Source organism: Arthrobacter sp. Z5-13, assembly GCF_056499105.1.
The window spans coordinates 222,767-240,275 of sequence record NZ_CP096460.1; the positions used below are offsets into that span (position 1 = coordinate 222,767).

Below are 17,509 nucleotides of genomic sequence, written 5' to 3' on the forward strand. Positions count from 1 at the left end.
TCTCAAGTGCGATTCCCCCTGATAGGTGAACAGGGTCAGACCTTGACCCCCCATAGATCCGAGTGGCAGTCGACAGCGCTTTTAAGCGAGTGAGTGCTCCCCCCAAGCTAAATACTATTGAGCAATTCTTTATTGTCAAAGAATTGCTCAAAAATCGGACGAGGAACTGTCAAAAGAGTCGTCAGTGAGCTTACAATCAGCACGCCACCAGCAAATTATTGGAAGTTGACCTACCAAATTTAGCTCGGGAAATTTCATTTTCGGTGGTTGAGTCTCGTGTGGTCGAGTTACCGAATCGCCTGCTATGACAGGACACAGCGAGTCAACCGAAAAGTAAAGACACTTCTGGTGCTTAATCTCCCAAAAAGGATGCAGCAGACTGAACTTCTCCGCCTATCATGAGCAAAATCAACGGTTTTGAAGAACAAATCCATGCCAGAAGGTCGGAAAATACCACCACCAAGCAACGTTTATTGAGTGGTTTTTGGCTTTCTTCGCCGGCAGGGGCGCACCTTTTCCTTTGGCTGCAGCGAGACTCTGTGACAGTATCTGCACATGAATGCAGATAAGCAGACTTGTACATTCGACGTCGACAGTCCTTATGTTGAGTTGGCGGTGGAAGTGTTTGCCATGCTTGCAGACGCAACGAGGGTGCGGCTCATCCTGGCCCTGAGGGAAGGCGAAATGCCAGTGAACGCCCTCGCAGAAAAAGTGGGTAAACCGGCTGCGGCCGTCTCGCAGCACCTGGCGAAGATGCGTCTGGTGGGGATGGTCACGACGCGCCAAGAGGGCACAAAGGTCTACTACCGAATGCAGAACGGCCATGCTCGGCAACTCGTGGTGGATGCGGTCCATCAGGCGCAGCATTCACTCGGCACAGCCCCCCATCATGCCTCATGAGCGGCCCGGACCAGAGCCTTGGCGGGCGCGGGCACGAACACGGCGGCCAGCACGACCACCAGCACGGGCAAGGCCATGGGCATCCGCACGGCCACGACCACCAGCATGAGGAAAGCCACGGACATTCCCACGGCCACGGGCTGAAGGGATGGCTGAGGGAAGTGTTCGTCCCTCACTCGCACGACGCCGCCGACTCCATTGACAGTGCCCTGGAATCGAGCGCGCAGGGCATCCGTGCCGTCAAGATCTCCCTGCTGGGCCTTGGTGCCACCTCGCTGTTCCAGCTGATTATTGTGCTGGTCAGCGGATCGGTTGCGCTCCTTGCAGACACAGTCCACAATTTTTCGGACGCGCTGACCGCTGTGCCCTTGTGGATCGCTTTTCTGCTTGGCCGCCGTAAACCAACCAAGACGTATACCTACGGCTTTGGCCGTGCTGAGGACCTTGCGGGGCTTTTCATTGTTGCCATGATCGCCCTTTCCGCCGTGGTTGCGGCCGTCGAATCCATCCGCCGCTTCTTCGAACCCCAGCCGGTCCAGAACCTGGGCTGGGTACTGGCAGCCGGATTGGTGGGCTTTGCCGGCAATGAGCTGGTGGCGCTGTACAGGATCCGGGTTGGCCGGCGGATAGGCTCCGCAGCCCTGGTTGCCGACGGCATTCATGCCCGCACCGACGGATTTACGTCCCTCGCTGTAGTGGCCGGAGCGATCGGCATCATGCTCGGTTTCCCGCTCGCGGACCCCATTGTCGGGCTGCTGATTTCCGCGGCCATCGCGGTGCTCTTGTGGGGCACAATACGCGACGTCGGCCGTCGGCTGATGGACGGAGTGGACCCGTCCCTGACTGAGAGGTTGACGGACGTCATACGGCAGCATGCCCCAACAGGAACTGCCCGGCTGCGCTGGTCAGGCCATCACCTGAACGCAGAAGTCACTTTTCCCGCAGCAGCAGCCGCCAGCCTCGAGGAGTTCAGCCTCAATGCGGCAAAGCTGGAGCAGGATCTTAGGGCTGCCCTTCCTGAGATCCATTCCCTGACGGTGGTTCCGCAGCTGCAGTAGCCAGTGAGTCAAAGAACTCCAACTGCCAACTCTGCGTGGCTTGGGCTTGGCCGCTGGTTGGCAGGCTCCACGGCGGGTAAACACGAAAGGCCCGCTTGCCGCCGAGCAAGCCTTGCGAAACCACGCCGCGCTTGATCAGGGCTTCCTGGGGGAAGACGAACTGTCCCGAATTCACCGCGTCCCCAACGCTGACGACAAAAAGGTCCACTCCGTCGCTTACATCAAATGGCCGGATGGGCTGTCCGGGTCCTGGTGATCGCTGCCAAAGCGTCACGAACTGGCCGATCTTTGTCGGGGTGGTCTTGGCGATGCGGAAAACCACAGCCTGGGCGTTGAGGGAAAACGTGTAGGCGCCGTACTCCTGGCTCTCGGACTCCGCCTCAGGCTCGGAACACCGGTATCCGAGGGAACGATAATCGGCAATTGTGGTCAGGAGTTGGGGAGGCAGTGTCACTCACCTCATACTACGGCGGCCCATAGCGGACGACGGCGGCACCCAAGGTTCCGTAAAACAGAACCTTGGGTGCCGCCGTCGAACTTAGCCGGGTTGAACTTAACCGGAAGGGCTAGATGCGGTCAGCCTTGCCGGGAGCCGGGAGGTTGGCCACCACCGGGGACATACCGGTGTAACCATCGCGGGCTTCGGCGATCTCATGGATCTGCTTCCGGCACATGTACCAACCCACCACCATTAAGGCGCAGGCGATGAGCGTCACCAGGAGGGTCAGGGGTGACTCGATGAAGACCATGACCAGGACCCCGACAAGGAAAAGCAGCGAGAGGTAACCGGTGTACGGCGCGCCGAACATCCGGAAGGAGGGACGCTTGAGCCAGCCCTTGTCCGCCCAGCGCTTCAGCTGCATCTGGCACAGCACGATGGTGGCCCAGGTGACGATGATGCCTACGGAGGCGACGTTCAGGACGATTTCAAAGGCATCGGAAGGGACGAGGTAGTTCAGCGGAACGCCCAGGAGCGAGACGCCGGCCGTGATGGCGATGCCGCCGTAAGGGACGCCTGCCTTGTTCATGCGCTGGGCAAACTTCGGGGCGGAACCGGCCACGGACATGGAGCGCAGGATGCGGCCGGTGGAGTAGAGCCCGGCGTTCAGGGAGGACAGTGCGGCGGTGAGGACCACGAGGTTCATGATGACGTCCACGCCCTGGATGCCGATGGAGCCGAAGAAGGTCACGAAGGGGCTGACGCCCTTTTCGTAGGCGGTGAAGGGCAGCAGCAGCGCCAGCAGGATAACGGAGCCGACGTAGAAGACCGCGATGCGGAAGACAACCGAGTTGATGGCCTTGGGCATGATCTTCTCAGGGTTCTCGGTCTCGCCTGCGGCAGTACCCACCAGCTCGATCGAGGCGTAGGCGAACAGCACACCCTGCATCAGGATGATCATGGGCAGGATGCCGTTCGGGAAGATTCCGCCGTTATCGGAGATGAGGCTGAAGCCCACTTGCTGGCCGTCCACAGGGGTGCCGAAGATGACGAAGTAGGTGCCGATGACCAGGAACGCGACCAGGGCGGCCACCTTGATGATGGCGAACCAGAATTCCATTTCGCCGAAGACCTTCACGGAAACGAGGTTCAGACCCAGCACAACAACGAGGGCGATCAGGGCCCACGCCCACTGGGGGACGTCGGCCATCCAGGGCACGTAGTGGCCGAAGAAGTTCATGTAGAGGGCAGCGGCAGTGATGTCCACGATTGTGGTGGTGGCCCAGTTGATCCAGTAAAACCAGCCTGCAACGAATGCGGCTTTTTCGCCGAAGAATTCACGGGCATAGGAGACGAAGGAGCCCGAGGAAGGCCTGTGCAGGATGAGTTCGCCCAAGGCGCGCAGGATCAGGAAGGCGAAGAAGCCACAGACGGCGTACGCGATGACCAGGGAGGGGCCCGCGGCATTGAGCCGGCCACCAGCGCCGAGGAACAGGCCGGTGCCGATGGCGCCGCCGATCGCGATCATCTGGATCTGCCGCGGCTTCAGGCTCTTGTGGTAGCCCTTGTCCTCGGCATGGAGAAGGCTTTCGCTGGCGTGCGCCTGGGCCGGGACGGTGTGGTCCGTGATGGCCGCTTGCTGCTCGGCGGCCACTGGGGGCTGTGTCATGGTGGAGTCCTTTGTCTCTTGGTGGGCCCACGACCGCCGGGTTCCCTGACCGAGCTTGCGAGGTCAGGGGGCGGATGGGGAGGGACTATCTGGATGGAGCGGTTACTGTCGTTTTGCCAGGTTGGGGCTGAGCGGTTCTTCGCGCTGCGCTTCGGTGAGCAGCCCGTGTTCAAGGACCAGTCCCGCCGTGCCCTTGCCGATGGCGAGGGCTACCTGAGCGATTTCTGTGGCCGCCGTTGCATAGCCCGGGTAGGGGTTGAGCTCGGCGACCAGGCCGGTTGACGGTTCCACGGTCAATCGGAGGTTTTGGGGGTTGGCGGTGTTGCCGCGTCTGGGAAGAGGAAGTCTGCAGCCTGCAGAAGGCCCACCTGATGGCCGCCTCCCAAAACGGGCGCGGTGGCGATGCCCGCGAGCTGTGAGGTGTCGACGTCGAGCGCGTCCAGGACGCGTACGGTGACGGGCATACGCGCGCGGTCACCGCCGTCGGAAATTTTTACGGCCACGCCGCGGCCATCGGGGAGGCCCACCAGTTGCACGCCTTCAAAGCCGTCCTTTGCCACCAGTCCCGGGACCAGCCGCATGAGTTCGGTGACGTCGCGGCCCTCGCCGGCCACCATCTCCGGATGGCGGGCCATGGCATGGGCGACGGCGGCTTCCGGGCTCCCGTTTACGGGTTCGGCTTTCACCTCGGCTTGGGCATCAGCGGCGGTTGCCGCCGCAGCAAGCCGGCCGAATGCGCGGGCCATTCCCAGGAGGGTCAGGGCGAAAAGGGGAGTCCCACAGCCATCGGTACTCATCCCTGCCGGTTCCTCGCCAGTGAGTTCTCCGATGGTATCGGCCACAAGCTGCTGAAGGGGGTGACTCGGATCAAGGTAGCCGCGGACCGGCCAACCGTTGATCACGCAAGTGGCTGCCATGGCGGCGTGTTTTCCAGAGCAGTTCTGTGCCAGTTGGCTTGGCTCGCCGCCTTGCCGAAGCCATTCCTCACGCTCGGGCGTGCCATAGGGAAGGTCCGTGGTGTTTTCCAGGGCGTCCGGAGTGAGCCCGTGAAGTTCGAGGATCCTCAGGGCGCCGTCCCGGTGGATGGCTGCACCGGAGTGGCTCGCAGCCGTCAGGGCCAGCAGCTCAGGGGAGATCTTGAGTCCGCCACGGACCAGGGCAACTGCCTGCAGAGGCTTCAGGGAGGAACGGGGGTAAAAGGGTTTCAGGGGGTCGCCTGCCTCCAGCAAGATTCCGGCGTCCGGAGCCGTTGCGATGAGGGAACCGTAGTGAACGCCTTCAACCAGGCCACCGCGCGTGAGGACCGCGAGGGGAGTGTGCCGCGGCAGCAGGAACTGTGCCGGGTCGGAGGCGTGCTGGGCTAAGGCGGGGGAGAGCATGGAGTCCTTGAGTCTTGGGGGTTACTTGTTGAGGATGGAGTTGAGCGCGACACCGACGGCGTGGAGGTGCGCCTGCATTGCTACCTGGGCATCCGTGGCACTTCCGGCCTCGATGGCTCCAAGAATGCTTTCGTGTTCCCGATCTGAGGCGAGCTTGCGGTCGGCCACCATGTTCAGGGTTTCGGACTGGTTGGCCAGGGCTTCACGGATGTCCGCGACAACGCGTTCAAACACCCTGTTGCCACTGGCGCGGGCGATTGCTGCATGAAAGCTGGAGTCCAGGGTGACCCAGACCTCGGGATCGTCCTCGGATGCCATGGCGGCCACAATGTCGCGGAGGCTTTCGAGTTCTTCCTCAGTGCGGCGCTCGGCCGCAAGCCCAGCGGCAGGAACTTCGATGTGAGGCCTGGCCTCAGTGAGGTCCCGGGCGGAGTACTGGCCGAGAACCAAGTCAGCGGCCACCCTGTTGGCAATCACGAATGTCCCCTTGCCCGTCCGGGTCATGGTGAGCCCGAGGGCTGTGCAGGAGCGTAGGGCTTCGCGAACCACGGAGCGGCTTACGCCATACTCCTGGGCAAGCGCTGCTTCAGAACTGAGCTTGGCCCCGACTTCGAGCTTGCCGGATTCGATTTCCTCGCGGAGAACGTTGAACACAGCTTCGGCAGCGCCAAGGCGCGCCAGGGGGCGGCTCGCGGCTCTTTCCGATGCAGGCTGTCCTGCTGTCCGGCTGTCTGACAGGTTCACAAGAGAAAATATGGCACGGGTCACAGCTTGCTGTCAATGCCTGGCCGAGAAGTTCAAAAGTGTTAAGCACGCCCTTGCGGGCGAGCAGCACGGCCTCAGCCAGACCCCGCATGGTCTAGTGGAGTCATGCCAATGAACATTGAAATAAAAGCGCGGGTGGAAAGTCTCGCGAAGCTGCTGCCGGCGGTCGCAGCTTTGGCGGATGCGGAGCCCGCACATGTTGTGCAGGACGACACCTTCTTCTCCTGCCCGAACGGCCGGCTCAAGCTTCGGGTTCTCGGTGAAGGCCACGGCGTGCTGATCTTCTACAGGAGGGCCGACGCACCCGGCCCAAAGCCATCGTTCTACGTCCATTCAGAAACTGCGGACCCAGACGGACTCCGGTCAGTCCTGACTGACGCCCATGGGAAGTTGGGCGGATTCGAAAGCACCGCACTGTGTTCCGCATCGGTCAGGCCCGGGTGCATCTGGACCGAGTTGACGGCCTGGGCGAGTTCCTGGAAGTCGAAGTCGGCGTCGATGACACGCTGAAATACGAGGCCGCGGTTTCAGAAGCCAACCGGCTCCTTGCTGTTCTCGGAATTGAGGACTCCGCGCTCGTTGAAGGTGCGTACCTGGACATCCTCGCCGGAGCCGCCGCCACACCACTCCGGTCTTAACACAGGTCACTGACCCTTTCGGGCAAGCAGCACGGCCTGTCCCGTCCGCTCGAACTCGCCGGGAGCGCGCACTATCTGCGCAACGACGTCGAACCCGCCTTGGGCTAACAGGCACGTGATGTCTTCGGGCGTAAACAGAAAAGCGTCCAGCGATACCTCATGGCCGTACGCGTTTTCCATATGGCGCCGCCCCTCACCAATCTGGAAGCCGAGCAGGAGAAAGCCGCCAGGAGCCAGGACGCGGAAGAATTCACCGAACACGCGCGGGAGTTCGTCGGGTGCTGTATGGATGATGGAGTACCAGGCAAAGACCCCTCCGAACTGGGCGTCTTTGGCGGGAAGATTCGAGAGCTCGGCTACGTCGAACTTAAGATCCGGGTGTTTGCTCTGGGCGATCTCGATCATCGCGGGCGACAGGTCAACTCCACAAACCTGGGCTCCTTGAGCTGTGAGCAAGCCTGTCATCCGAGCGGCGCCGCACCCAGCATCCAGGACGGAACTCACGTCCGCTGTATTGACGTATTCCACGAAGGCGTTGATCATCGCCCGGTCGAGCGGAGCTTCGAAACTCGCGTCAGGAAGAACCTTCGAGTAGCTCTCGGCGACGGTGTCGTAGGCCGACTGAACTGAGACGAGCTCCTCGGAAAGGTTCATGGCCATAGGGTACCGGCCTCGAGACAGGGCTGCCGCGGGGGCGTCAGCTAGAGGTGCTGGATGCCTGCGCGCTGCATGGCGTCTTTGTAGATGTCCACGCTCTTGGTGAGGAGTTCCTCTTGCTTGGTCTCGGAGACCGCGAACGCCCGGCCGCCCAGTGCCGTGGCCTTGTAGATCTTGATGCCGTGGTTCTTCAGGGATGAGTGGTAGGTCTTCTCGAAGAGTGTCAGGAAGGTGTTGGCGTCAGCTCCGTGGGCGATGATCGCTGATACCCGCTTGTTGATCTTCAGGAACTGGCGGAAGGGCCTGAGTCCATCCGTTTTTTCCTGGACGTTGAGGGCGGAAGGCAGGTCCGGGTCGCGGACCCAGGGGTAGGCGTTCCAGGGCATCACATACCGGGGATCCAGTTCTGCCAGCTCATAGATGGACGTGGCCCGGCGGGCAGCTTCGTCATCGTTGAAGTGGGAGATGAAACCCGACTCAGTTCCCCGTCCGGGGCTGGTCTGCAGGCTGACGATCCGGCATTCGTCTTCGTCGTGGACGGGGTCGATGTACGGGACAACCGATCCTGGCCTCTTAGCCATGAGTTCGTCACAAAGCTGCGTTACAGCCGCGATATTCGGTTCCTGCAGCAGGGCCTTTTTTTCGTCCCAGTCAATCGTCACGATCTCTCCCTCAGCACACGGCGTCCAGAATCAGGCGTCTGGGTCCACTCTACGCGCTGGCGTGGGGTTGGTGGGCGGGAAACTTTCTGGCGCAGCAGTGATGGCCGTAATGTGTCCGCCCTGCTTTCAGCGGGATGCGCGTACGGTTGGCAGTCGATAGAGACGCCCTTACAGGGGTGGAAGGAACGGCAGTCAGATGGATAGACAGAAGCTTATCGACGATGGATTCACTGGATTCCGGGCGTTTTCGAATCTGGAAATAAACAGAATTCCGCAAGGTCCGGGCATCTTTGCTGTGTTGATTCCGGAAGGGTTCGAGCCGGTGTTTCTCCCAAAGAGCACGGCTGGCCGGTTCAAGAAAAAGGACCCTTCATTGAAGCCGGGCGAGCTTGCCTCCGAGTGGGTGGACGAGGCCGACATACTTTATGTGGGGAAGGCGGGCATCGGCAGTAAGGGCAACCGTGGCCTGCGGAGGCAGATCCAGGAACTAATGGATTTTGGGGAGGGGAAGCCTCCGGGGCACTGGGACGGAAGGTTGCTCTGGCAGCTCGCCGACTCCAAGTCCCTGCTTGTCGCCTGGAAAGAACTGCCCCCGGAGCGCGTAAACCGGGCAGAGGCGGAGTACCACGCAGCCTTTTATGCACTTCACGGCAGACTTCCCTTCGCCAACCTTGTCCAGGCACGGGTGTGAAGAACTGAATATTCCTCAACCGTTATAGGTGCATCTCCCGCCCACAACGGTTGCCGCCACGGGCATACTGGCGAAAACGTGGTCCGGTACAGCCAGCGGATCGCCGTCGAGTATTGCGATATCGGCCGGGTCTCCTACACGGATCCGCTTCCGTCCCCGGGCCGAGGATGCCAGAGCCTCTTCGCGTGTGATGGACTGCTCTGGGTGCCAGGGCTCCCGCCCGTCAGGCCTGGACCTTGTGGCGGCCGCCGACATTGCCGCCCAGGGATCCAAGGGCGCCACCGGAGCATCAGATCCCAGCGCAAGAGTGGCTCCCGCTTCCAGCAGTGAGCGCAAGGGGAAGGCCCGGTCAGTGTGACCGGCCCAGTTGGCATCTGCCGCATCCCGGTCATCCAGGGCATGCAGGGGCTGGACACTGGCAGTCACATTCAGTTCGGCGAACCGGACGAAGTCCTGCTCCCGGACAAACTGGGCATGTTCTATCCGTCCGGAGACGCCGGCATTCGCGAACGCATCAAGCGCCACCTTGTTGGCGGCGTCGCCGATGGCGTGGACTGCCGGAACAAACCCTGCCTCCCCCGCCCGCACCAACAGCGCGAGCAGTTCGGTTTCGCTCACCGTGAGGACGCCCTTTCCGCCATGGGGGTATGGATCCACACAGAAGGCGGTGCGCGTGTTGAGGGAGCCGTCGATGAGTACCTTCATCGGTCCCACCCGCAACAGACCACTTCCAGGAAACGCCTGCCCGGTCCGGAGCCCCAGGCCCGCGGCGCGCTCAAGATGCTCGGCATAGACACCGACGTCGACCCTCAGCGAATCAAATCCGGCCGCCTCGCGTCTGATCCAGGCATCCCGGTTCCAGGCCATTTCAAAGTCCACAATTCCCACTACCCCGCGGGATGCGGCCTTCCTTGCGGCTTCGGCCACCCAGGCGTCCACCAGGTGATCAGGCAGGTGATCCAGTTGACGGGTGAGGGCGAAGGCGGCGTCTTCCCGCACCAGGCCATCTGCCTTTAGTTGAACTCCATAGCGTTCGGCAGCAGCGCTGTTCAGCCACACACAATGGAGGTCGTGGCTGAGGAGCGCCGTCGGCTGGCCTTTGGTGACGGCGTCGAGCATCTCCAATGTGGGAGCGTCAGCCCATACGGCGTCCCGGAAACCGACCCCGACCATGGTTGTGCGGGGCTCCGCGCCGGCGAGGTGGGGGCGGAGGAGTTCGACGGCGTCCCTCGCCGACTCTGCGCGGGAAAGGTCCAGCCGCTGGGCGGCAAGTGCCCACTGAGTCATGTGGACATGTTCGTCCCAAAGCCCGGGGATGGCGTAGCCGCCGTCGAAATCTAAAACCGTGGGGCCGGCGGGACGGTCTCCTGCTGGTGAAATCCGCGAAACCACGCCGTCAACGATGTGAATATCAGATGACCGGGCATCGCCGGGTTGGCGGATGGAGGCAAGAACTACTTCGGGCGGGTCGGCTGCGGCGGGGTGGACCATATGCAACAGGCTAGGCGTGCTGGGGCAAGCAACAAAGTGCACCCCTGCCGGCGTCATCGGCCACGGGATCTAGGCAGCCTTGACGAGCGGGAGCTCGTCCCAGTGTGTGGTGTAGCGGGGGGACATCATGTCGCGTTTCATGGTCCAGTCCGGCCCGCCCCTGATCCCGGCATGGCCCAGGCCGATGGAGCCCCGGCCGTAGCGGCGGGCAACATCCTCCAGGAGGGGGCCAATGCCGCGTTCCTCGTGCGGGTTCTCGAAGGGAGAGAGCGGTGGTTGGTTGCCGGAGGGGCGCAGATCGGTCACCATGATTCCCGCCTTCGCGTACTTGATTCCCTCCTGGATTTGCGGGAGGAGAGCATGTGCGGCCCTGGTCAGGAGCACAGGATCGGCGGTGGGCATGGGCAAACTGATGCAGGCCGAGGGGTAGGAAGTGTCCTTTGGGTTGTAGTACGACGTAGCGGCGAATGCGGTGAGGACCTTGGCCTGCAATCCGTGCTTTGCAAGCCTGGCGCTGGCCTGCTGGCCATAGATACTGAGGACCTGGCGCAGTTCATGGACGGTAGTGATGGGCGTGGAGAAGGATCTGCTGAAAATCAGCTGATCCCGGCCGATCCGTTCCTCCTCCATCGGAATGCACGGGGTGCCCTGAAGCTCAAGGACGGTGCGCATCACCACCACTGAGAAGCGGTCCCGGATCATCACGGGGTCTGCTCTGGAGAGGTCAAGGATCGACTGGATTCCCATGGCGTTCAGTCGTTTGGTGAGACGTGAGGCGATTCCCCAGATCTCGATCACCGAAAGCCGGCCCATCAGCGCTTCCCGCTGGGAACGGGGGAGCGAATCCCAGAGGCAAACGCCGTTGAAGCCCGGGTTGTTCTTGGCCCACTTATTCGCGAGTTTGGCCAAGGTCTTGGTGCCTGCGATGCCGACGCACACCGGCACACCCACGTTGCGGCGGACGGCGGCCTTCATCTCCAACCCGAGCCGGAGGAGCTCATCAGGGCTTCCCTTGACGCCGAGGAAGGCCTCGTCAATGCTGTAGACCTCCAGCCAGGCGGAGAACCTGCTGAGGAGTTCCATCACGCGTGCGCTGATATCGCCGTACAGTTCATAGTTACTGGACCTGGCTACCAGGCCCCACTCTTTGACGCGGGGTGCAATCTTGAACCAAGGCTCTCCCACGGGGATGCCCAGTGCTTTGGCCTCTGGTGAGCGGGTAACGGCACAGCCGTCGTTGTTGGAGAGCACAATCAGCGGCCGGCCTTCCAATGATGGGTCAAAGGCGCGCTCAGCCGAGGCATAAAAACAGTTCACGTCCACGTGGGCGATCTGCTGCATGCGGTGCATCAGTGCCGGCTTAGACATGATGAAGGCACCTCGTCGCTACGCCCCAGATGACGAGGTCAGATAGTGCTGCTACGCGGATGTCCGGATAGTTGGCATTTTCCGCCTGAAGCAGGACGCCACGCGGTGTGAAGCGGAGGCGTTTGATGGTCAGCTCGCCATCCAGCACGGCGACGACCACTGAACCGTCCTTGGGTTCCAAGGCACGATCAACGATCAGTTCGTCACCGTCACTGATGCCCGCACCTTCCATGGAATTCCCTGAGACCCTCACCACGTACGTGCTGGTGATGTCCTTGATGAGATGTTCGTTGAGGTCGATCCGGCCGTCAAAGTAGTCCTGCGCGGGCGAGGGATAGCCGGCAGCCACCGCGACAGGGGAGATGAGCACCGTAAGCAGCGAGCTGCCGGCAGCTATCACACGAGGACCTACAACAGCGCCCACAACACACCTTTTTCGAATATATGTTCGATAATTCAGTGTACTGCGAGGTCGGACAAAAAGGCTCTTCCAACTGGATCAAGACCTGGTCCGCCGCATCCAGGATCCAGTAGGTGCCGGAAAGCATCGTTGGGAGCGGCCGGGTGAGAAGGACACATGTTACGTCTGTTACCTAAACGTGACTTTAACGGAGGCTTTCCTGTACGGTTTGGGGGTGGCCCATCTGGATCGGGCCGCGTCCGGGCTGACGCCGAGCTCTGCCACATCCCGGACTCCCAACACTAAGGCAGAGACGGGGGACCCAGAGTCTTCGGGCCGCTACCCAGCGGCCCGTGGGGTGAAGCCGTCACGTCTTACGTGCCGGCCGGTTGACCTCTTCCGAACCCGACAGCTAACCTCGCAGGCGTTTGAGAGGCAACCATCATGTCCCGTTCCTTGGAAGAGTCGCGCCCTTTGCGGGCCGGGCGGCATCGTGCAGAAGCCGCGGCACCCGTCACCGAACCCCTCACCGAACCCCTCATCCCGCCGGTTCCCACGGCGTCGGCCACCACAGCACTGCGGCGAAGGAGGGACAGGCGCCCGGCCTTCGAAGTACCTGCGGCTCCTGAAACCGCGCCCATAGCCGAAGTACCTCCCGCACCCGCAGCGACGCGACGGAGCAGGACCCGGCGTCTGGCAGTTGAAAAGCCTTCAGCGGCCACACTGCCTGCCACCCCAAGCAGCGGGCCGAGGAGCACACACAGCCCTCAGCTAGCCGCCATACTCAACTCCCAGCCCGATGACGTCTTAAGAAAAGCCGGTTCGGCTCGTGTCATGGGTCAAAGGATTGCAATGGTTGCCGGCGCGTTTGTTGTCCTGCTTGGCGTTGGAGCAGCCAGCCAGGCCACAGAGCTGCCCTTCTTCGGCAAGGAAAGTTCCGCCCAGGAGGCCGCCAGCCCAACAAAGGTGACTCGAGCGACGTCGGGAAACCGTCCGACCGCCGGAACCGCCACGCCCCAGCCAACCGTCTCGGCCACGTCCCCGGGAACAACCAGCGGCGCTCCTGCCCAGGCAGCCGCGGGCGCAGATGCCCCCGCTGCTGTGAGTCCGCAAGCCAATGGGTTGCCCGATATTGGCAGCCTCCCCCTTCCGCTCGATGCACCCACGTTGGCTGGAATAGCAGATGCGACGAGCGCTGCGGCTCCGCCGTCATCAGCCAGTTCCGTGAACGCACAGCCTCCGGCTTCTTCCTCGAACCCGCCTGTCCCTTCAGCGGCGCCAGCTCCCGCTCCGGCTTCCGGTCCCGCTCCCGGTCCCGCTCCCGCTCCGGCGACCGCGCCGACACCCACAACGGCGTTGACGCCAATTACCGGCCTTGTTGCGCCTTTGCTGGGCACGTCGCCGGGTACTGGGTCTGCCCCCGCGGATGGCACAGGCGACACCACTACCTATGCCAGCACCCGCCTGTCCTTGTACGGTCTGATGGCGAGGAGATAACGGCCCTGAACACGCTCTGGCACCGAGGCTTCCACCAGCAGCAAGGCTGACTTTTGTATCAGGCCCCCACGTAGGCGGCCAGGTGCTCGCCTGTAAGCGTGGAGCATGCTGCCACAAGGTCGGCGGGGGTGCCCTGGAAGACGATCCGGCCGCCGTCGTGCCCGGCGCCGGGACCAAGGTCGATGATCCAGTCGGCGTGTGCCATTACCGCCTGGTGGTGCTCAATGACGATGACGGACTTGCCTGACTCGACCAGACGGTCGAGCAGGCCCAGGAGGTTCTCGACGTCGGCGAGGTGGAGACCTGTGGTGGGTTCGTCGAGAATATAGACATCGCCCTTTTCCGCCATCTGGGTAGCCAGCTTGATGCGCTGGCGCTCGCCGCCGGACAGGGTGGTGAGTGGCTGGCCCAGGGTGAGGTAACCGAGCCCGACGTCCACGATCCGGTCGAGGATCTTGTGGGCGGCAGGAGTACGGGCTTCCCCTTCGCTGAAGAACGTGTTCGCTTCTGTCATCGACATTGCCAACACCTCGGCGATATTCCGCCCGCCGAGCGTGTATTCAAGGACCGAGGCCTGGAACCTCCGGCCCTCACAGTCCTCACACGTGGACTCGACGGTGGCCATAACGCCCAGTTCGGTAAAGATGACACCGGCGCCGTTGCAGGTGGGACACGCGCCCTCGGAGTTGGAGCTGAACAGCGCCGGTTTGACGGAATTGGCCTTCGCGAATGCCTTGCGGATCGGCTCGAGCAGACCCGTGTACGTGGCGGGGTTGCTGCGGCGTGAGCCTTTAATGGCCCCTTGGTCAACCACCACAACACCGTCGCGATCGGCCACGGAACCATTGATCAGCGAGCTCTTCCCTGAGCCGGCAACGCCCGTGACCACCACAAGAGCGCCGAGTGGAATGTCGACGTCGACGTCTTTGAGGTTGTGGGTGCTCGCTCCGCGGACCTCAAGCGCGCCCTTCGGTGCGCGCACTGCCTCCTTGAGGGCAGCCCGGTCATCGAGGTGCCGCCCGGTGATGGTGTCGCTCTTTCGCAGTCCTTCAAGGGTGCCCTCGAACACCACCTCACCACCGCCGGTGCCGGCGCCCGGGCCGAGGTCGACGACGTGGTCAGCGATGGCGATGGTCTCCGGCTTGTGCTCGACGACGAGCACTGTGTTGCCCTTATCGCGCAGCTGCAGCAGGAGCTGGTTCATCCGTTCGATGTCGTGCGGGTGCAGGCCGATGGTGGGCTCGTCGAAGACGTAGGTGACGTCGGTGAGGGAGGACCCGAGATGCCGGATCATCTTGGTGCGTTGCGCCTCTCCGCCGGACAGTGTCCCCGCCGGCCGGGCCAGTGAGAGGTAGCCAAGCCCGATTTCCGCGAACGAGTCGAGCAGATGCCGGAGCCCTTTGAGCAGCGGTGCAACCGACGGCTCCTGCAGTTCGCCGACCCACGCGGCCAGGTCGCTGATCTGCATCTCACACAGTTCGGCAATGTTCTTGCCCCGGATTTTTGAGGACCGGGCCTCCGCGCTGAGCCGGGTGCCATCACACTCGGGGCAGGACTGGAAGGTAATGGCGCGCTCAACGAAAGCACGGATGTGCGGCTGCATCGCCTCGACATCCTTGGAGAGCATTGACTTCTGGATCTTCGGGATCAACCCCTCATACGTCAGGTTGATGCCCTCCACCTTGATCTTGGTGGGCTCCTTGTAGAGGAGATCGTGCATTTCCTTCTTGGTGAACTTCGCGATCGGCTTCTCCATGTCGAAACCGGCGCCGCTGAAAATCCGGCCATACCAGCCGTCCATGCTGTAGCCGGGGACAGTCAGCGCACCTTCGCCGAGCGATTTGCTCCCATCGTAGAGGGCCGTGAGGTCAAAGTCGGAGACCGAGCCCATGCCTTCGCACCGCGGGCACATTCCGCCCAGATAGACCGCGTTCTGCACCACGGCCTTCTCCACCCGGCCGCTCTTCTCGGTGCTCATCACGCCGCTGGCCTTCCGGGTCGGGACGTTGAAGGAGAACGCCGTGGGCGGCCCGACGTACGGCTTGCCGAGCCGGCTGAAGAGGATCCGGAGCATGGCGTTGGCGTCAGTGGCAGTGCCGACTGTCGAGCGTGGGTTTGCCCCCATCCGCTCCTGGTCAACGATGATCGCCGTCGTGAGCCCCTCGAGGAAGTCGACGTCCGGCCGCGCGAGCGACGGCATGAAACCCTGCACGAAGGCGCTGTAGGTTTCGTTGATCATCCGCTGCGATTCAGCGGCGATCGTGGCGAACACCAGCGAGCTCTTGCCCGAACCGGAGACGCCGGTGAACACCGTCAGCCGTCGCTTCGGGATCTCGATGGTGACATCTTTGAGGTTGTTCTCGCGTGCACCCTGCACCCGGATCAGATCGTGGTTGTCGGCGGGGTGCAGGTCGTCTGACCGCATGTCCGTGCTCGTGGCCGTGGTCATCGTGTCTCCATCTGTTACGGGGGGTGCCTACGCGGGCTCCGTCGGCGTCACTTGGCTTGATCTTAACCAGCTTCCAGCAGCCATACTAGGTGCGCCTTGGCAGCCGCGCTTCTCCATTCCTGATCGCTTGCCTGCGGCACCATCCGATCTTGACCGGATCCTTGGTTGGTGTTGCCGGGACCTTAAGTAACGTTCGCAACACTTGAATTCAGGCACGGAATCAACCTGCTGAAGGACGGCGGATCCATGGCGAAAATTCTGAGCGGACCGAAGCTGCCGGCTGTTGTGCCGGCAACCCGGAAGTTGCTGACGCAATCTCTTGAGCAGTGCAGGCGTGTCCAAGGCTATTTGAAGCATTCGTGGAAGATTCGCACGCTCTCAAAGGCGCTGGCCCAAGCATTGGCCGACTCTCATGAGGCGTCCACCTGGCCCGGTGACCGTCTTCCTGTCGGGCTACAGATGTCTCAAGAGGTCGAATTGCTCACGCAGCGTATCCAGCGTGAAACCGAAGCCTGGGGCAACCAGGCCGCCCCCGCGTGAATCGGTTATTTTTGCCCGTTCTCTGATGCGCGGCGGACGGCGGCAAGAATTGCCTCGCCGAGTTCAGCAGGCCTGGTGAACTGGGGCCAGTGCCCGGTGGGCAGGTCTACGTAATCAACGTCTTGGATCCGTGCGAGCTCCGCCACGAACGGATGGCCCGACTCCATCCATTCAACGAGCAGGGAAGACGGGAATTCACAGGCGATAACGGTGGCCGGGACGTTGTAGCGGCGTTCATCGTGCAGATGCTGCCGGTCGCTGGTCACACGGCGTGGCTCAGGGATGGCACGTGCCCGGAATGCTGCACGCAGTTCGTCATTCAGGTCCGTGAGGTCGGCGTCTTCAAAACCCTCCCACGGGGGCAGCGGGACCTCATCCCCTTCGGCAGGGAGCTCGTCGTTGATGACCCCTCCCTCGCCCAGCGGGCCGCTGTCCACATAGACGGCCCGGGCCACACGGTCAGGCCGGGCATCTACAGCCCCATGGATAATGGCGCCTCCGCCGGAATGGCCCACCAGCACCACCGGATCATCAACGGCGTCTACGGCAGCAACGACGGCGTCAATATGGTCGCGGAGGCCGATTCCGGCTCTTGGCGCATCCTTTGACTCAAGCCCTGGCAGCGTCAACGGATGGACCCGATGGCCTGCTGCAACCAGCGGCGGGGTGACCTCTGACCACGATGAAGCATCCAACCAAAAGCCGGGAACCAGGATGATGTCCATGACCGTACCCTACGCCAGGCGTCCCCCGGTTTTCGAGCAGGCGCTGGGCATTTTGGACACTATCCGACCGGTCCTGGTCCCTCTCCTCTGACGACTGTTACACCTGCCATGGCCGGTTCCTGCGGCGTATCGTGAGTCTTAGCAAGAACGATGCCGTTCATTGCAGAGTACGGTGTCGCCG

The 17,509-nt window shown here is 62.4% G+C and carries 17 protein-coding genes, 1 pseudogene and 1 riboswitch; of the genes and pseudogenes, 5 read left to right on the forward strand and 13 right to left on the reverse strand.

The window, feature by feature from the left end:
• Window positions 1-555 precede the first annotated feature (555 nt).
• Together M1E02_RS00995 and M1E02_RS01000 are read left to right on the forward strand one after the other, a co-directional pair.
• Window positions 556-900 (forward strand): ArsR/SmtB family transcription factor, encoded by a 345-nt coding sequence (locus M1E02_RS00995; protein ID WP_479376319.1) that lies wholly within the window; start codon window positions 556-558, stop codon window positions 898-900.
• Entirely contained in the window at window positions 897-1,958 is a 1,062-nt protein-coding gene (locus M1E02_RS01000) for a cation diffusion facilitator family transporter (protein WP_479376320.1), read from the forward strand. Before M1E02_RS00995 ends, M1E02_RS01000 begins: the two co-directional genes overlap by 4 nt.
• Here the strand turns inward: M1E02_RS01000 and M1E02_RS01005 are convergent.
• From M1E02_RS01005 to M1E02_RS01025, 5 genes and pseudogenes are all read right to left on the reverse strand, one after another.
• Complete coding sequence (locus M1E02_RS01005; protein WP_479376321.1) at window positions 1,903-2,412, reverse strand: MepB family protein; 510 nt, start codon at window positions 2,410-2,412, stop codon at window positions 1,903-1,905. The two genes, M1E02_RS01000 and M1E02_RS01005, sit on opposite strands and share 56 nt — an antisense overlap.
• A gap of 112 nt (window positions 2,413-2,524) precedes the next feature.
• Entirely contained in the window at window positions 2,525-4,066 is a 1,542-nt protein-coding gene (locus tag M1E02_RS01010; protein WP_479376322.1) for an amino acid permease, read from the reverse strand.
• 102 nt (window positions 4,067-4,168) lie between these two features.
• A pseudogene (aspA, locus tag M1E02_RS01015) lies at window positions 4,169-4,423 on the reverse strand (aspartate ammonia-lyase); the annotation flags it as partial.
• Entirely contained in the window at window positions 4,360-5,445 is a 1,086-nt protein-coding gene (locus M1E02_RS01020) for an asparaginase (protein ID WP_479376323.1), read from the reverse strand. The pseudogene aspA and the gene M1E02_RS01020, both read right to left, overlap by 64 nt.
• 21 nt (window positions 5,446-5,466) lie before the next feature.
• On the reverse strand, window positions 5,467-6,189 hold the full coding sequence (locus M1E02_RS01025) for a FadR/GntR family transcriptional regulator (protein ID WP_479376324.1): 723 nt from the start codon (window positions 6,187-6,189) through the stop codon (window positions 5,467-5,469).
• Between the two features lie 437 nt (window positions 6,190-6,626).
• Here M1E02_RS01025 and M1E02_RS01030 point away from each other — a divergent pair, with 437 nt between their 5' ends.
• Window positions 6,627-6,848, forward strand: coding sequence for a CYTH domain-containing protein (locus tag M1E02_RS01030; protein ID WP_479376325.1), 222 nt, complete (start codon window positions 6,627-6,629; stop codon window positions 6,846-6,848).
• Between the two features lie 6 nt (window positions 6,849-6,854).
• Here the strand turns inward: M1E02_RS01030 and M1E02_RS01035 are convergent, their stop codons facing one another.
• Together M1E02_RS01035 and M1E02_RS01040 are read right to left on the reverse strand one after the other, a co-directional pair.
• Window positions 6,855-7,502 (reverse strand): class I SAM-dependent methyltransferase, encoded by a 648-nt coding sequence (locus M1E02_RS01035; protein ID WP_479376326.1) that lies wholly within the window; start codon window positions 7,500-7,502, stop codon window positions 6,855-6,857.
• A 47-nt stretch (window positions 7,503-7,549) separates the two neighbouring features.
• Entirely contained in the window at window positions 7,550-8,167 is a 618-nt protein-coding gene (locus M1E02_RS01040) for a uracil-DNA glycosylase family protein (protein WP_479376327.1), read from the reverse strand.
• Window positions 8,168-8,363: 196 nt separating this feature from the next.
• Here M1E02_RS01040 and M1E02_RS01045 point away from each other — a divergent pair, with 196 nt between their 5' ends.
• Window positions 8,364-8,858: a hypothetical protein gene (locus tag M1E02_RS01045; protein ID WP_479376328.1), complete on the forward strand. Its 495-nt coding sequence runs from the start codon at window positions 8,364-8,366 to the stop codon at window positions 8,856-8,858.
• A 15-nt stretch (window positions 8,859-8,873) separates the two neighbouring features.
• Here M1E02_RS01045 and M1E02_RS01050 read toward each other — a convergent pair whose 3' ends face one another.
• The 5 genes from M1E02_RS01050 to M1E02_RS01070 all read right to left on the reverse strand — a co-directional run bounded on the left by M1E02_RS01050 (window position 8,874) and on the right by M1E02_RS01070 (window position 16,063).
• Window positions 8,874-10,349, reverse strand: coding sequence for an amidohydrolase (locus M1E02_RS01050; protein WP_479376329.1), 1,476 nt, complete (start codon window positions 10,347-10,349; stop codon window positions 8,874-8,876).
• A 69-nt stretch (window positions 10,350-10,418) separates the two neighbouring features.
• The gene (locus M1E02_RS01055; RefSeq protein WP_479376330.1) at window positions 10,419-11,717 is read right to left on the reverse strand and encodes a Y-family DNA polymerase; all 1,299 of its coding nucleotides are present in this window, start codon (window positions 11,715-11,717) and stop codon (window positions 10,419-10,421) included.
• A complete protein-coding gene (locus M1E02_RS01060; RefSeq protein WP_479376331.1) occupies window positions 11,710-12,141 on the reverse strand; it encodes a LexA family protein in 432 nt (143 codons plus the stop codon). The genes M1E02_RS01055 and M1E02_RS01060 overlap by 8 nt, the downstream gene beginning before the upstream one ends.
• 259 nt (window positions 12,142-12,400) lie before the next feature.
• Window positions 12,401-12,559, forward strand: a riboswitch (cyclic di-AMP (ydaO/yuaA leader).
• 397 nt (window positions 12,560-12,956) lie between these two features.
• Complete coding sequence (locus M1E02_RS01065; protein WP_479376332.1) at window positions 12,957-13,514, reverse strand: hypothetical protein; 558 nt, start codon at window positions 13,512-13,514, stop codon at window positions 12,957-12,959.
• 158 nt (window positions 13,515-13,672) lie between these two features.
• Window positions 13,673-16,063, reverse strand: a complete 2,391-nt coding sequence (locus tag M1E02_RS01070) for an ATP-binding cassette domain-containing protein (RefSeq protein WP_479376333.1) — start codon at window positions 16,061-16,063, stop codon at window positions 13,673-13,675.
• 246 nt (window positions 16,064-16,309) lie between these two features.
• Between M1E02_RS01070 and M1E02_RS01075 the strand changes: the two genes are divergently transcribed.
• Entirely contained in the window at window positions 16,310-16,603 is a 294-nt protein-coding gene (locus tag M1E02_RS01075; protein ID WP_479376334.1) for a hypothetical protein, read from the forward strand.
• A 5-nt stretch (window positions 16,604-16,608) separates the two neighbouring features.
• Here the strand turns inward: M1E02_RS01075 and M1E02_RS01080 are convergent, their stop codons facing one another.
• Complete coding sequence (locus tag M1E02_RS01080) at window positions 16,609-17,328, reverse strand: alpha/beta fold hydrolase (protein ID WP_479376335.1); 720 nt, start codon at window positions 17,326-17,328, stop codon at window positions 16,609-16,611.
• Between the last annotated feature and the right edge of the window lie 181 nt (window positions 17,329-17,509).